The 17,256-nt window shown below is 70.9% G+C and carries 1 protein-coding gene; it reads left to right on the top strand.

Annotated features, from left to right (window positions below):
* Positions 1-52: 52 nt before the first annotated feature.
* Positions 53-17,212, top strand: a complete 17,160-nt coding sequence (locus tag OG407_RS01280; protein WP_405854124.1) for an SDR family NAD(P)-dependent oxidoreductase — start codon at positions 53-55, stop codon at positions 17,210-17,212.
* Positions 17,213-17,256: the final 44 nt, after the last annotated feature.

Genomic DNA, 17,256 nt, shown 5'->3' with positions numbered 1-17,256 from the left:
AACCACGCCTTCACTGACTGCCGCTCCCCAACACCCGGTGAGGAAACCGAAGATGGCCACGGACGAGAAACTCCTCAAGTACCTCAAGCGTGTGACGGCCGAGCTGCACGACCTGCGGCAGCAGGTGGCGCACAGTGCGGACGAGCCGATCGCGATCGTGGGCATGGCGTGCCGTCTGCCGGGCGGTGTGACCAACCCCGAGGACCTGTGGCGGCTCGTCAGCGAGGGACGGGACGGTGTCACCGGCTTCCCGGAGGACCGTGGCTGGGACCTGGACGGCCTGTTCGACTCGGACCCGGACAAGGCCGGCACGTCGTACGTGAACCAGGGCGGATTCCTGTACGAGGCCGGGGAGTTCGACGCTGGATTCTTCGGGATCTCGCCGCGTGAGGCCCTCGCGATGGACCCGCAGCAGCGGCTGCTTCTGGAGACCTCGTGGGAGGCCCTGGAGCGGGCCGGAATCGCCCCCGGCTCGATCAAGGGCACCGATGTCGGCGTCTTCAACGGCATCATGGGCGTCGACTACTTCTTCGGCGGCAACGTTCCGCCGGAGCTGGAGGGCTTCGCCGGGACGGGTGCGGCCGGCAGCGTGGCGTCCGGCCGTATCTCGTACGTGTTCGGCTTCGAGGGCCCGGCGGTGACCGTGGACACGGCGTGTTCCTCCTCGCTGGTCGCCCTCCACCTCGCCGCTCAGGCGCTGCGCCGGGGTGAGTGCTCGCTCGCCCTGGCCGGCGGTTCGACCGTGATGGCGACCCCGCACACGTTCGTGGAGTTCTCGCGGCAGCGCGGGCTCGCCTCCGACGGCCGGTGCAAGTCGTACGCGGATGCGGCCGACGGCACGGGCTGGGCCGAGGGCGCCGGTGTCGTCGTCCTGGAACGGCTCTCGCGGGCACAGGAGCGAGGCCACCGGATCCTGGCGGTCGTACGGGGTTCCGCGGTGAATCAGGACGGTGCGTCCAACGGCCTGACGGCGCCGAACGGTCTTTCGCAGCAACGCGTCATCCGCATGGCGCTCGCCAACGCCGGTCTGTCGACGTCGGACGTGGACGTGGTCGAGGGACACGGCACGGGCACGGTGCTGGGCGATCCGATCGAGGCGCAGGCGCTGCTGGCGACTTATGGTCAGGACCGGCCTGTCGAACGGCCGTTGTGGCTGGGTTCGTTGAAGTCCAACGTCGGTCACACGCAGGCGGCTGCGGGTGTTTCCGGTGTGATCAAGATGGTGCAGGCGCTGCGGCATGGGGTAATGCCGCCCACGCTGCATGTCGATGCCCCGTCCTCGGAGGTGGACTGGTCGACCGGCGCGGTCCAGCTCCTTGAGCGGCCCCAGCCCTGGCCGGAGGTGGAACGGCCGCGCCGGGCCGGTGTGTCGTCCTTCGGTGTGAGCGGGACGAACGCGCACATCATCCTGGAGCAGGCACCGGAGACGGAGCCCGCGGAGCCGGGGCCGGTCGGCACCGATGACGTTGTGGTGCCGTTGGTGGTGTCCGCGAAGAGTGCCGAGTCCCTGGCGGGCCAGGCGGAGCGGCTGGCGGCATTCCTCGCTGCCGAGGAGGTGTCGTTGGGCGCTGTGGCGGGTGCGTTGGTCGCTCAGCGGGCGGTGTTGTCGGAGCGTGCGGTGGTGGTCGCTGCTTCGCGTGGGGAGGCGTTGGCCGGGCTGGGTGCGCTGGCGCAGGGTGAGTTGAGTCCTGTTGTGGTCAGGGGGAGTGCCGGCGGTTCGGTTCGTACGGTGGTGGTGTTTCCGGGTCAGGGTTCGCAGCGGGTCGGTATGGGTCGTGAGTTGTATGGCCGGTATCCGGTGTTCGCGGAGGCGTTCGATGCGGCGTGTGCGGCGCTGGACGGGGAGTTGTCGGGGTGGGTGGAGTTTCCGGTCCGGGACGTCGTCCTGGGTGAAGCGGGTGATTTGAGTCGGACGGTGTTTACGCAGGCGGGGTTGTTCGCTGTGGAGACGGCGTTGTTCCGGCTGGTGGAGTCGTGGGGTGTGAAGCCGGATGCGGTGATGGGCCACTCCATCGGCGAAATCACCGCGGCGCATGTCGCCGGTGTCCTGTCGCTGGCGGATGCGGCGGTGGTGGTGGCCGCGCGTGGCCGGTTGATGGAGGCACTCCCGTCGGGTGGCGCGATGGTCGCGGTGGCCGCGTCGGAGGCGGAGGTTGCCGGGCTGCTGGGTGAGGGCGTGGGTCTGGCGGCGGTCAACGGCCCTGCGTCCGTTGTCCTTTCGGGTGTCGAGGACGCCGTGTTGGCGGTGGCGGGGAAGCTCGGGGAGCAGGGTCGTAAGACGAAGCGGCTGACTGTCTCGCATGCTTTCCATTCGGTTCTGATGGAGCCGATGCTTGACGAGTTCGCCGCTGTGCTGTCCCGAGTGTCGTGGTCGGAGCCGGAGTTCCCGGTGGTGTCGAACGTGACCGGGTGGCTTGCTGAGCCGGGGCAGCTCACCGACCCGCAGTACTGGGTCGATCACGTACGTCGTCCGGTGCGTTTCGCCGACGGCGTGACGGCCGCAGCCGGTGACGGAGATGTCGTCTTCGTTGAACTCGGCCCGGGTGCGGCCTTGTCGAGTGTGGTGGCCGAGTCGGCCGGCGAACGGGCAACGTGTGTCGCGGCTCTGCGGGACGGGCGTCCGGAGGCGCAGACCCTCCTCACGGCGACGGCCGAGGTCTTTGTTCGCGGTGGGTCGGTCGACTGGGCGGGCATGCTGCCGGTTGCGGGTGCTTCGCACCTCGACCTGCCGACGTATGCCTTCGACCACCAGCACTACTGGTTGCAGACCGTTCCCGCGACTGATGCTGTTGCGCTTGGGCAGGCCACTGCTGATCACCCCATGATCGGTGCTGTCGTGGTGGTGCCGGAGACCGGTGGGGTGCTCTGCACTTCCCGTCTGTCGCTGCGTACCCACCCTTGGTTGGCCGACCATGCCGTGGGCGACACCGTGCTCATGCCCGGTACCGGGCTGGTGGAGTTGGCTGTTCGTGCGGGTGACGAGGTCGGCTGCGGCACACTCGACGAGCTGGTCATCGAGGCGCCCCTCGTCCTGCCCGAGCAAGGTGGCGTCCGCGTGCTGATCAGCGTCGGGGGACCGGACGAGACCGGAGCCCGGAGCGTCGCCATCTACTCGGCATCAGAAGACGTCGTCGAGGACCACGACAGCGACGCCTGGACCCGCCACGCCACCGGCACCCTCACGGCGACCGCCGCTCCCGGCCCCGGCTTCGACTTCACCGCCTGGCCGCCCCCCGGCGCCGAGCAGGTTGAGGTCGAGGGTGTCTATGACCTGTTGGCGGCGGCGGGTTATGGCTACGGCCCGGTCTTCCGGGGTGTGCGTGCGGTGTGGCGGCGTGGTGAGGAGTTGTTTGCCGAGGTCGCTTTGCCGGACGAGGAGCGGGACGGTGCTGCTCGGTTCGGTATTCATCCGGCTTTGCTGGATGCGGCGTTGCATCCGGTGATGCTGGATGTGGCGCTTGCGGATCCGGCGGGTGAGGGTCGTGCCGATGCCGGGGAGGGCGTGCATCTGCCGTTCGGTTGGAGTGGGTTGCGTCTGCATGCCGCGGGTGCCTCCGCGCTGCGGGTGCGTCTGATGCGGTCTGCCGCTCACACGCTTTCTCTCGAAGCTGCGGATGGGACCGGCGGTCCGGTGCTCAGTCTGCAGTCGCTGGTCTCCCGGCCTGTGCCGGTCGGGCAACTGGGTCGGACGACCGCTGACGACAGCCGCGACGCCCTGTTCGAGGTGGAGTGGACCGAGTTGGCGGCGATGCCTCGGGAGGTCGCGGAGTCGGAGCCTTCCTGGGCTGCGGTGGGGTCGGCCGAGGAGGTGGCTGCCTTGGCTGCCGATGTTCCGGCCGTGGGCGTTGTGGAGGCCTTCGGTGGCGGGGGTGACGGTGCCGGTGAGGTGCTCGCGCTGACGGGCAGGGTGTTGGGTGTCGTGCAGGCTTGGTTGGCGGAAGAGGTCTTCGAGGACTCGCCTCTGGTGGTGGTGACTCGGGGTGCTGTTCCTGCCGGTCCTGACGCTGATGTTGTCGACCTGGCGGCGGCGGCTGTCTGGGGTCTCATTCGCACGGCTCAGGCCGAGAATCCGGACCGGATCGTCCTGCTTGATCTGGACCCGGCCGCCGACGACGCGTTCACCACGGCCCTGGGACAGGCGTTGGCCATCGGTGAGCCGCAACTCGCCGTCCGCGGCACGACGTTGTCCGTGCCGCGGTTCGTCCATGCCAGTGAGCGGATCTTGCAGGTACCCGAAGAGGCACTTGAGTGGCGGTTGGGCGCCACAGGGGGTGGCACGCTCGACAACCTTGCTCTCCTGCCTGAGCCCGGTGCCGCGGCGCCCTTGGCCGCAGGTCAAGTTCGCGTTGGCCTGCGGGCGTTGGGCATCAACTTCCGCGATGTTCTGATCGCGTTGGGCATGTACCCGGGTGCTGCCGAGCTGGGTGGCGAAGGCGCTGGGGTCGTGCTGGAAGTCGGCGAGGGTGTGACGGATCTGGCCGTCGGCGACCGGGTGATGGGCCTGACAAGCGTCGGGTTCGGATCGATCGCTGTCACCGACCGGCGGTATGTCGTCCCGATACCCGAGGGCTGGTCCTTTCAGCAGGCGGCATCGGTCCCCGTAGTGTTCCTCACCGCCTATTACGGCCTGCGTGATCTCGGCGGCCTGCGGTCGGGCGAGTCGGTGCTGATCCACGCTGCCGCCGGCGGCGTAGGCATGGCCGCGACACAGATAGCCCGGCACCTGGGGGCCAAGGTGTTCGGTACGGCGAGCCCCGGCAAATGGGCGGTGCTGCGAGAACTGGGTTTCGACGACACCTGCATTGCCTCCTCGCGGACGGCGGAGTTCGAGGAACACTTCCTGACCGGGACCTCGGGTGCCGGAATGGATGTGGTTCTGGACTGCCTGGCCGGGGAGCTCGTGGACGCCTCGCTGCGGCTGCTGCCCCGCGGCGGCAGGTTCATCGAGATGGGCAAAACCGATATCCGGGATGCCGACACCGTCGCCAGGACGTACCCAGGGGTCGCCTACCAGGCATTCGACCTGATTGAGGCCGGTCCTGACCGCATCCAGCAGATGCTCACCGAACTGATGGGACTGTTCGAAGCGGGAGACCTTGCCCCGCTTCCGCGTACCGCATGGGACGTGCGCAGTGCACCGGACGCGTTCCGTTACATGAGCCAGGCCCAGCACATCGGCAAGATAGTGCTGAGCGTTCCGAAACCCCTTGATGCGGAGGGGACGGTGCTGGTGACCGGTGGCACGGGATCGCTGGGTGCTGTGGTGGCCCGGCACCTCGTCACCGCATACGGCGCTCGTCATCTGGTGTTGGCGAGTCGGCGTGGTCCGGAGGCCGAGGGCGCGACGGAACTGGTTGCCGAGTTGCGGGAGTTGGGTGCGGAGTCGGTGCGGGTGGCGGCGTGTGACGTCGCCGACCGGGATGCGGTGGCCGCGCTCCTGGGTTCTGTGTCGGTGCGGCACCCACTGACCGGGGTTGTGCATACGGCTGGTGTGTTGGACGACGGGGTGATCGGGGCGCTGACGCCGGAGCGGTTGGCGTTTGTGTTCGGGCCGAAGGTGGCGGCTGTACGTCATCTGGACGAGCTGACCCGGGACTTGGACCTGTCGATGTTCGCGGTGTTCTCTTCCGCGTCCGGGTTGTTCGGTTCGGCGGGTCAGGGCAACTACGCGGCGGCGAATGCCTACCTGGACGCAATCGCCCACAGGCGCCGGGCGGCGGGCCTGCCGGGCACCTCACTCGCCTGGGGCCTGTGGGAGCAGACCAGCGGCATGACCGCCCATCTCGACGCAGCCGACCAGGCACGCATGAGCCGTGGTGGCTGGCTGGCCATCGCTCCCGCCGAGGGCATGCGGCTGTTCGACGCGGCTCTGCGGAGCCCCACCGCCCTGGCGGTGCCGATCAAGCTGGACCTGCGGGCGTTGCGTGCCGACGCGGCGGCGGGCCGTGGTGTCCCGACCCTGCTGCGCGGCCTGGTGCACACCGGCCGACGGCAGGCACGGGCGGCGGCAGGGAAGAGCGGTGGCGGGCTCGCCGCCCGGCTCATCGGGCTCGCGCCCGACGAGCAGGAGGCACTGCTGCTCGACCTGGTCCGCGGTCATGTGGCGAACGTCCTCGGCCACACCGGGGTCGCGAACGTCGGAGCGGAGACGGCGTTCAAGGACGCCGGCTTCGACTCGCTCACCTCGGTCGAACTGCGCAACCGCCTCCGCGAGGCCACCGGCCTCAAGCTGACCGCCACCGTCGTCTTCGACTACCCGACCCCACTGGCGCTCGCCCGCCACCTGGCCGAGGAACTCGGCGACACGGTGGCCGGCGCCGCGGCCGTCCCCACGGGACTGGCGGTCAACCCCGACGAACCCATCGCCATCGTCGGCATGGCATGCCGCCTGCCCGGCGGAGTCGTGACCCCGGACGACCTGTGGCGGCTGGTGTCGGAGGGCCGGGACGCGATCTCCGGCTTCCCGGATGACCGAGGCTGGGACGTCGAGGACTTGTTCGACTCGGACCCGGACCAGGCCGGTACGTCCTACGTCGACCAAGGCGGATTCCTCTACGGAGCTGGGCAGTTCGACGCCGGCTTCTTCGGGATCTCGCCGCGCGAGGCGCTGGCCATGGACCCGCAGCAGCGGCTGTTGCTGGAGACCTCGTGGGAGGCCCTGGAGCGGGCCGGCATCGACCCGGCGGCGTTCAAGGGCCGGGAGGTCGGGGTCTTCTCAGGCGTCATGAACCAGGGATACGGCATCGGCGGCGTCATTGCGCCGGAGCTGAGCGGCTTCACGGCGACCGGCTCCGCGATGAGCGTTGCCTCGGGCCGCATCTCGTACGTGTTCGGGTTCGAGGGACCGGCGGTGACCGTCGACACGGCCTGCTCGTCCTCACTCGTGGCCATGCACCTGGCGGCGCAGTCGCTGCGCCAGGGCGAATGCACTCTTGCCGTGGCCAGCGGCGCGACCGTGATGGCGACCCCGCACACTTTCGTCGAGTTCTCGCGGCAGAAGGCGCTCGCTGCCGACGGCAGGTGCAAGCCCTTCTCCTCGACCGCCGACGGTACGGGCTGGGCCGAGGGCGTGGGCGTCGTGGTCCTGGAGCGGCTGTCTGAGGCGCGCCGCAACGGTCACCAAGTGCTCGCGGTCGTACGGGGTTCGGCGGTCAACCAGGACGGCGCGTCGAACGGCCTGACGGCGCCCAACGGCCCCTCCCAGCAGCGCGTCATCCGCAAGGCCCTCGCGTCGGCCGGCCTGTCGGCGGCCGAGGTGGACGTGGTGGAGGCGCACGGCACGGGCACGGTACTCGGCGATCCCATCGAGGCACAGGCCCTGCTCGCCACGTACGGCCGGGACCGGGATCCGGAGAGCCCGCTGTGGCTGGGCTCCGTCAAGTCGAACTTCGGTCACACCCAGGCAGCCGCCGGCGTGGCCGGTGTGATCAAGATGGTGGAGGCGCTGCGGCACGGCGTTCTGCCGCCCACGCTGCACGTCGAGGAGCCGACACCGCAGGTGGACTGGTCGGAGGGTGCGGTCGAGTTGCTGACGGAGGCGCGGGAGTGGCCGGCCACAGGCAGGCCGCGCCGGGCGGGCGTCTCGTCCTTCGGGCTCAGCGGGACGAACGCCCACCTGATCCTGGAGCAGGCGCCGGAGGAGGACTCCGAGCCGACGTCGGTCCCGGCCGAGGGCATGGCGCCGCTGGTGGTGTCGGCGCGGAGCGCCGGTGCGCTGGCGGGCCAGGCCGAGCGGCTGGCGACTTTCATCGAGGCCGAGAACGGTACGACGCTGCCGCAGCTCGCGACAGCGCTCACCTCGCGACGGGCGGTGCTGTCCGAGCGGGCGGTGGTGGCGGCTGGTTCGCGGGATGAGGCGTTGGCGGGGCTGCGTGCGCTGGCTCGGGGGGAGTCGAGTCCTCTCGTTGTCACCGGTAGCGGTGGTGCGGGGACTGGTCGGACGGTGTTGGTGTTCCCGGGTCAGGGTTCGCAGTGGACCGGTATGGGTCGTGAACTCCTTGATTCCTCGCCGGTGTTCGCGGAGCGGATTGCCGAGTGCGCCGCGGTGCTGGGGCGTTGGGTGGACTGGTCGCTCGTGGATGTGCTGCGGGGTGACGCTCCGGCTGAACTCCTTGAGCGCGTCGATGTGGTGCAGCCGGCGAGTTTCGCTGTGATGGTGGGTCTGGCTGCGGTGTGGGCGTCCGTGGGTGTGGTGCCGGATGCGGTGGTGGGTCACTCGCAGGGGGAGATCGCTGCCGCGTGCGTGTCCGGGGCTCTATCGCTGGAGGACGCGGCCCGCATCGTGGCCGTGCGCAGTCAGGTCATCGCCGGGAGTCTGGCGGGTCGTGGGGGCATGGCCTCGGTGGCACTTCCGGAGGAAGAGGTCGCCGGGCGGTTGGAACGCTGGGCGGGCCGGGTTGAGTTGGCGGCGGTCAACGGTCCGGCGTCCGTCGTGATCGCCGGTGATGCCGAGGCCCTCGACGAGGCCCTCGATGTCCTGGCGGCGGATGGTGTGCGGGTGCGTCGGGTGGCGGTGGACTACGCCTCCCACACCCGGCATGTGGAGGCGATCGAGGAGACGTTGGCCACCGCTTTCGCGGACATTCGTGCGCAGGCGCCTCTCGTGCCGTTCCTGTCGACGGTGACCGGTGAGTGGGTCCGCGAGGCGGGTGTTCTCGACGGCGGTTACTGGTATCGGAACCTGCGCGGTCAGGTCCGCTTCGGTCCCGCGATCGCCGACCTCCTGGCTGAGGGTCACACGGTGTTCGTGGAGTCGAGTGCCCACCCCGTCCTGGTCCAGCCGGTCAGCGAGATCGTCGATCAGGCGGACGCCGATGCTGTGGTGAGTGGCTCCCTGCGCCGTGACGAGGGCGGTCTGCGTCGGCTGCTGACCTCGATGGCCGAACTGTTCGTGCGGGGCGTGCCCGTCGACTGGACCGGCGTCCTGCCGGAGGAGTCCGGCGGCACGATGCATCTCGACCTGCCGACGTATGCCTTCGACCACCAGCACTACTGGTTGCAGACCGTTCCCGCGACTGATGCTGTTGCGCTTGGGCAGGCCACTGCTGATCACCCCATGATCGGTGCTGTCGTGGTGGTGCCGGAGACCGGTGGGGTGCTCTGCACTTCCCGTTTGTCGCTGCGTACCCATCCCTGGCTGGGTGACCATGCTGTGGGCGACGCCGTCCTCGTGCCCGGTACCGGGCTGGTGGAGTTGGCTGTTCGTGCGGGTGACGAGGTCGGCTGCGGCACGCTTGAGGAACTGGTCATCGAGGCGCCCCTCGTCCTGCCCGAGCAGGGCGGTGTCCGCGTTCAGGTCACCGTCGGCGGACCGGACGAGACCGGAACCCGTACCGTCGCCGTCTACTCGACCCGTGAGGACATCACCGGCGACACCGCTACCGAGGCCTGGACCCGCCACGCCACCGGCACCCTCACGGCGGTCGCCGCTCCCGCCCCCGGCTTCGACTTCACCGCCTGGCCGCCTTCCGGCGCCGAGCAGGTCCCGGTAGCGGGCGGCTACGACCTGCTGGCGGCGGCGGGTTATGGCTACGGCCCGGTCTTTCAGGGTGTGCGGGCGGTGTGGCGGCGTGGTGAGGAGCTGTTCGCCGAGGTCGCCTTGCCGGAGGAACAGCGGGACAGTGCTGCCCGGTTCGGTATTCATCCGGCTTTGCTGGATGCGGCGTTGCATCCGGTGATGCTGGATGTGGCGCTTGCGGATCCGGCGGGTGAGGGTCGTGCTGATGCCGAGGCAGGGGTGCATCTGCCGTTCGGTTGGAGTGGGTTGCGTCTGCATGCCGCGGGTGCCTCCGCGCTGCGGGTGCGTCTGATGCGGTCTGCCGCTCACACGCTTTCTCTCGAAGCCGCGGATGGGACCGGCGGTCCGGTGCTCAGTCTGCAGTCGCTGGTCTCCCGGCCTGTGCCGGTTGGGCAACTGGGTCGGACGACCGCTGACGACAGCCGCGACGCCCTCTTCCAGGTGGAGTGGACCGAGCTGCCCGGCAGCGCGGCCCCGGGCATGGAACTGCCGCCCGCCTGGGTGCCCGTGGCCTCCCCGGATCACGTCGCCATGCTGAACAACGGTGCGGGCATTCCGCCGGTCGTCGTCCTGGACGCTGCCGGTGACAGTTCGGACGACGACGAGGCGCTCGCCCTGACCGGTCGTGTTCTGGAGGTCGTCCAGGCGTGGCTGGCCGCACCTGGCCTGGACGACGCCACGCTGATCGTGGTCACCCATGGTGCGGTGCCCGCAGGTGACTACGCGGCCGGCGTCGCGGACCCGGCCGGCGCCGCCGTCTGGGGCCTGATACGAGTGGCCCAGGCCGAGCACCCGGACCGGCTCGTGCTCCTCGACACCGATGCCGCACCCGGTACCGACGTCGAACCGGTGCTGGCCGCCGTCCTCGCGACCGGTGAGCCCCAGGTCGCCGTGCGCGGCATTGCACTCTTCGCCCCCCGGATCGCCCGCTCCGGCCCCGGCTCCGGCACCCCCGTCACCTTCGCACCGGACGGAACGGTGCTGATCACCGGAGGCACGGGCACACTCGGCGGCCTGGTGGCCCGGCGACTGGTCGCGGAACACGGCGTACGGCATCTCCTGTTGGCCGGACGGCGCGGTCCCGACGCCGAGAATGTCGCCGAACTGACGGCCGATCTGGCGGAGTTGGGCGCATCCGTGACGGTCGTCGCCTGTGACGTCACGGACAGGGACGCCGTGTCCGAGCTGTTGGCAGCGGTACCGGCGGAGCATCCGCTGACCGGGGTCCTGCACGCGGCCGGTGTCCTGGACGACGGGGTGATCGGAGCGCTGACGCCGGAGCGGCTGGCCCACGTGTTCGGGCCGAAGGTCACGGCCGTACGGCATCTGGACGAACTCACCCGTGAACTCGCCCCGGAACTCAAGGCGTTCGTGGTCTTCTCGTCCGCCGCCGGAGTGTTCGGCTCGGCGGGCCAGGGCAACTACGCCGCGGCGAACGCCTACCTCGACGCCGTGGCGCACCGGCGCCGCTCGGACGGTCTGCCCGGCCAGTCGCTGGCTTGGGGCCTGTGGGAGCAGGCCACCGCAATGACCGCCCACCTGGACGACACCGACGGGTCGCGCGTCAGCCGGAGCCGGAGTCGGGCCCTGACGTCGGCCGAGGGCCTGGACCTGTTCGACGCCGCACTGCGCAACGGCGAGCCCCTGCTGGTCCCGATCAAGCTCGACCTACGGTCGATGCGCGCCGACGCGACCGCCGGCGGCGCGGTCCAGCCACTGTTGCGGGGTCTGATACGGGTCACCCGGCAGACCGCCCGCCCTGCCGCCGAGGGCGACGGCACCGGTGGCCTCGTCGCTCGGCTCGCCGGACTGACGGCCGACGAGCAGGAAGTACTGCTCCTCGACCTCGTCCGCACGCACGCGGCGACCGTCCTCGGCCACGCCGGACCCGACGGAGTGCCGGTCGAGACCGCCTTCCGCGAGACCGGATTCGACTCGCTCACCTCGGTCGACCTGCGCAACCGGCTCCGCGAGGCCACCGGCCTCAAGCTCGCCGCCACCGTCGTCTTCGACCACCCGACGCCGCTCGCGCTCGCCCGCCATCTGCACGATGAGCTCGGCGTATCGCCGGAGACCGCGGCCCCGGCATCGCCCGCCGCGCCCGCGGCGGCACCGGCCGATCCCGGTGAGCCGATCGCGATCGTGGGCATGGCGTGCCGCCTGCCGGGCGGAGTGGCGAGCCCCGAGGACCTGTGGCGGCTGGTCAGCGAAGGCCGGGACGCGGTGTCGGGCTTCCCGGAGGACCGTGGCTGGGACCTTGAGGGTCTGTTCGACGCGGATCCGGGCAAGGCGGGTACGTCGTACGCCGACCAGGGCGGGTTCCTGCAGGGGGCCGGTCTGTTCGACGCGGGATTCTTCGGGATCTCGCCGCGTGAGGCCCTCGCGATGGACCCGCAGCAGCGGTTGTTGCTGGAGACGTCGTGGGAGGCGCTGGAGCGCGCCGGTATCGCCCCGGGGACGCTGAAGGGCCGGGATGTCGGGGTGTTCTCCGGCCTGATGGGCCAGGGCTACGGTTCGGGCAGCGACGTGCCCGCCGAACTGGAGGGCTTCGTCACGACCGGTGCCGGCACCAGCGTGGCGTCGGGGCGTGTGTCGTACGTGTTCGGGTTCGAGGGCCCGGCGGTGACCGTCGACACGGCCTGCTCGTCCTCCCTCGTCGCCATCCACCTGGCCTCGCAGTCGCTCCGCCAGGGGGAGTGCTCGCTCGCCCTCGCCAGCGGCGCGGCCGTCATGACCAGCCCCGGGGCCTTTGTTCAGTTCTCGCGGCAGCGGGGTCTGGCGGTCGACGGCCGGTGCAAGTCGTACGCGGACGCGGCGGACGGTACGGGCTGGGCCGAGGGTGCGGGCGTGGTCGTACTGGAGCGTCTGTCGGAGGCGCGCAGGAACGGGCACCGGGTGCTGGCGGTCGTACGGGGTTCCGCGGTGAACCAGGACGGCGCTTCCAACGGTCTGACGGCCCCGAACGGCCCGTCCCAGCAGCGGGTGATCCGCAAGGCGCTGGCCGCGGTCGGCCTGTCCACGTCGGACATCGACATGGTCGAGGGACACGGCACCGGCACGGTCCTGGGCGACCCGATCGAGGCGCAGGCGCTGCTGGCCACGTACGGGCGGGATCGCGATCCGGAGCGTCCGCTCTGGCTGGGCTCGCTGAAGTCGAACATCGGCCACACCCAGGCGGCCTCGGGTGTCGCAGGCGTCATCAAAACGGTGGAGGCAATGCGGCACGGCGTGATGCCGCCCACCCTGCACGTGGACGTTCCGTCGTCGCAGGTGGACTGGACGGCGGGCGCGGTCGAACTGCTCACCGAGGCGCGGGCGTGGCCCGAAACCGGCCGACCGCGCCGGGCGGGTGTCTCCTCCTTCGGGCTCAGCGGGACCAACGCGCACCTGATCCTGGAGCAGGCGCCGCAGGACGACTCCACCGAACCGGCCGAAGCGCCGACCGGGGGTGCGGTGCCCCTGGTCGTATCGGCGAAGAGCGCCGGTGCGCTGGCGGGCCAGGCCGAGCGACTGGCGTCGTTCATCGGAACCGCTGATGATGCGACCCTGCCGGAGATCGCGGGGGCGCTGATCGGGGAGCGCGCGCTGCTGTCCGAGCGTGCGGTGGTGGTTGCCGGATCGCGTGAGGACGCGCTTGCCGGGTTCGGCGCGCTGGCGCGGGGCGAGTCGGCCGACGGGGTGGTGACAGGCAACCGGGCTTCGGCTGTTCGTACGGTGGTGGTGTTTCCGGGTCAGGGTTCGCAGCGGGTCGGCATGGGGCGTGAGTTGTATGCGCGCTATCCGGTGTTCGCGGAGGCCTTCGATGAGGCGTGTGCGGCGCTGGACGGTCAGTTGTCGGGGTGGGTGGAGTATCCGGTCAGGGACGTCGTCCTGGGTGAAGCGGGTGATTTGAGTCGGACGGTGTTTACGCAGGCGGGGTTGTTCGCTGTGGAGACGGCGTTGTTCCGGCTGGTGGAGTCGTGGGGTGTGCGGCCGGATGCGGTGATGGGTCACTCGATCGGTGAGATCGTGGCGGCGCATGTCGCCGGTGTCCTGTCGCTGGCGGATGCGGCGGTGGTGGTGGCCGCGCGGGGCCGGTTGATGGAGGCGCTCCCGTCGGGTGGCGCGATGGTGGCGGTGGCGGCGTCGGAGGCGGAGGTCGCCGGGCTGCTGGGCGAGGGCGTGGGCCTGGCGGCGGTCAACGGCCCTGAGTCCGTGGTGCTTTCGGGTGTCGAGGACGCCGTGTTGGCGGTGGCGGGGAAGCTCGGGGAGCAGGGTCGTAAGACGAAGCGGCTGGGCGTCTCGCATGCTTTCCATTCGGTTTTGATGGAGCCGATGCTCGACGAGTTCGCGCACACCTTGTCTCAAGTGTCGTGGTTGGAGCCGGAGTTCCCGGTGGTGTCCAACGTGACCGGGCGGTTTGCCGGGCCGGGGCAGCTCACCGACCCGCAGTACTGGGTGGATCACGTGCGTCGTCCGGTGCGTTTCGCCGACGGTGTGGCGTCGGCGGCCGGCGACGGAGATGTCGTTTTCGTTGAACTCGGCCCGGGCGCGGCTCTGTCGAGTGTGGTGATGGAGTCGGCCGGCGAACGGGCAACGTGTGTCGCGGCTCTGCGGGACGGCCGTCCGGAGGTGCAGACCCTCCTCACGGCGACGGCCGAGGTCTTCGTCCACGGTGGCTCCGTCGACTGGGCGAAGGTGTTGCCGGTTGCGGGTGCTTCGCACCTCGACCTGCCGACGTATGCCTTCGACCACCAGCACTACTGGCTCCGGCCCGGCGTCAGCACGGACGCGGCCTCCCTCGGGCAGGGCAAGGCCGACCATCCGCTGCTCGGTGCGGTGGTGCGACTTCCGCACTCCAACGGCCTGGTCTTCACTTCTCGTCTCTCCCTGCGTACGCACGCCTGGCTCGCGGACCATGCCGTCGACGGGGTCGTCCTCGTCCCCGGCGCTGGACTGGTCGAGCTGGCGGTACGGGCCGGTGACGAGGTCGGCTGCGGCACGCTCGAAGAGCTGGTCATCGAGGTGCCCCTGGTCGTCCCCGCCCACGGCGGTGTCCGCGTCCAGGTCGCAGTCGGTGGACCGGGCGAGAACGGCACACGGAGCGTCGACATCTACTCGGCCCGTGAAGGCGCGGAGGCCGACTCAACTGACGGTGAGGCATGGGTCCGCCACGCCACCGGTGTCCTCGGGGCGGTGACCAAGCCGGCCGTCAGCACACGGGCCGACTTCGCCACCTGGCCCCCGCCCGGGGCCCAGAAAGTCGACGTGGAAGGCCTGCACGCCGACCTGGTCGCCCATGGCTACGAGCACGGCCCGGTGTTCCAGGGCCTGCGTGCGGTGTGGCGGCGTGGCGAGGAGGTCTTCGCCGAGATCGCCCTGCCGGAGGACCAGCGCGACAGCGCCACCAGGTTCGGCATCCACCCCGCCCTGCTGGACGCCGCCCTGCACCCGGTGCTGCTGTCGGGCGCCACGCCGGAAGACCGCGAGCGGACATGGCAGCCGCTTGAGTGGCGTGGGCTGACGCTGCACGCCGTCGGCGCCACGGCGCTGCGGGTGCGGATCGCGCCGCAGGGGCCGGACGCGCTGTCGCTGACCGCCGTCGACGAGACGGGCGGGTCGGTCCTGTCGGCCGACTCCGTCGCGCTCCGACCGGTGTCCGCGGCCCAGTTGGAGGCCGCAGCGGGCACCGCGAGCGACGGCGGGCCCGGGCTCTTCCGCGTCGAGTGGACCACGCTCTCAGAGCTGCCGTTGCAGGGTGCCGGGGCGGTTGTGGCCTCGGAGGAGCACCCGGTGACCGTAGCCACCCCGGAGGACCTGGCAGCTCTGACCGGCGGGGCGGACGTGCCATCGGCGGTGGTCCTGGAGGCCATCGCCGGTGGGGCCGGTGTCGCGAGCGGCGAGGACGAGGGAGCCCTGCCGGCCGTGGTCTCGCGTGTCCTGGCGGTGACGCAGGCGTGGCTGGCCGACGAGACACTGGAGAGTTCCCGGCTCGTCGTCGTGACCCGTGGCGCGATGCCCGCGGGCGGTGACGCGGCGGCGACCGACCCGGCCGGCGCAGCCGTCTGGGGCCTGGTCCGTGCGGCCCAGGCCGAGAACCCGGAGCGGATCGTCCTCCTCGACCTGGACCCGGCGGCGCCCGACTCCACGGCCTCCGCCACCCCGGGCCCCGTCACCCTCGGTTCCACTCTCCTGGACGCCGTCCTCGCGAGTGGCGAACCGCAGGTGGCGGTCGTCGGTACGGCGCTGACCGTCCCGCGCCTAGTCCGTACGCGGGTACAGCAGCCGGGACAGCCTGCCGCCTCCCTCCCCGAACGGATCCCGCTCGACCTCCATGGCACGGTTCTCGTCACCGGCGGCACCGGATCGCTCGGTGCACTGACCGCCCGCCACCTGGTCGCGGAGTACGGTGCCCGCCACCTGGTCCTCGCCGGGCGGCGAGGGCCGGAGGCCGACGGCGCGACGGAACTCGTGGCGCAGTTGACGGCCGAGGGCGCCGAGGTGTCGGTCGTGGCGTGCGACGTCACCGACCGGGACGCCGTCGCCGCGCTGCTGGCCTCCGTACCTGCCGAGCACCCGCTGACCGCGGTCGTCCACGCCGCCCGTGTCTTCGACGTCGGCCTGATCGGCGAGATGACCCCGGAACGGCTGGCCCAGGTCTTCGAGCCGAAGGCCACCGCGGTCCGGCACCTGGACGAGCTGACCCGTGAACTCGCCCCGCAACTCAGGGCGTTCGTTCTCATGTCGTCCGCCTCGTCCGTCTTCCTGGGCGCGGGTACCGGCGCCTACGCGGCGGCCAACGCCTACGTCGACGCGGTGGCCCACCGCCGCCGTGCCGAGGGCCTGCCCGCTCTGTCGCTGGCCTGGAGTCCCTGGGAGCAGATCGCCGGCCCGGAGCACACTGCCCCCGACGACTCTCCGGCGACCGGCCAGGACCGGACCGGGCGCCGGGGCGGTGTGGAACCCCTGACAGCGGCCGAAGGCATGGAGTTGTTCGACGCGGCCCTCAGGGTCAGTGCGGACGACGCCAGTTTTGACACAGGCGTCGGCAACAGCACCGCCCTCCTCGTACCGGCCAGGCTCGACCTGCGGGCGGTCCGGGCCGACGCCGTGCTCGGCGGGGGAGTCCCGCCGCTGCTGCGCGGACTGGTCCGCCCCGGCCGGCAGCAGGCCCGCACCGGCGGCGGTGACGGCGGCGGACTGGTCGCACGGCTTGCCGGTCTCTCCGCGACCGAGCAGCAGGCTCTGCTGCTCGCACTCGTACGCGGCCAGGTGGCGATCGTCCTCGGACACACCGGTCCGGAGCAGGTCGGACCGGAGACGGCGTTCAAGGACACCGGCTTCGACTCGCTCACCTCGGTCGAACTGCGCAACCGCCTCCGCGGCGCCACGGGGCTCTCCCTCCCCGCCACGGTCGTCTTCGACTACCCGGCGCCGCTCTCCCTCGCGCGGTACCTCCACGGTCGGCTCGACCCCACCGCACAGTCAACGGCCGGAACGCATCCGCTGCTGGCCGAACTGAGCAGGCTCGAAGCCACGTTGGCCGAGACACCCGCCGACGACTCGGCCCGCGCCCAGGTGGCCACCCGGCTGCAGGGCCTCCTGACCTCCTGGTCGACGGCGAACGGAACCCCGCCCGCCGAGGAGGAGGTCGACTTCGACGCCGCCTCCGACGACGAACTCTTCGACCTCATCGACACGGAGTTCGGCAACTAGCAACCGCCGACCCGTCCGCCGCCCCGCAGCCGCTGACCCGACGC

Source organism: Streptomyces sp. NBC_01515, assembly GCF_045040345.1.
Taxonomy (GTDB): Bacteria; Actinomycetota; Actinomycetes; order Streptomycetales; family Streptomycetaceae; genus Streptomyces.
This window is presented reverse-complemented; position numbering and strand designations above follow the sequence as displayed.

Excerpts from the sequence above, each read along its gene's own strand:
- OG407_RS01280 (WP_405854124.1), top strand. The coding sequence starts at position 53 with ATGGCCACGGACGAGAAACTCCTCAAGTACCTCAAGCGTGTGACGGCC.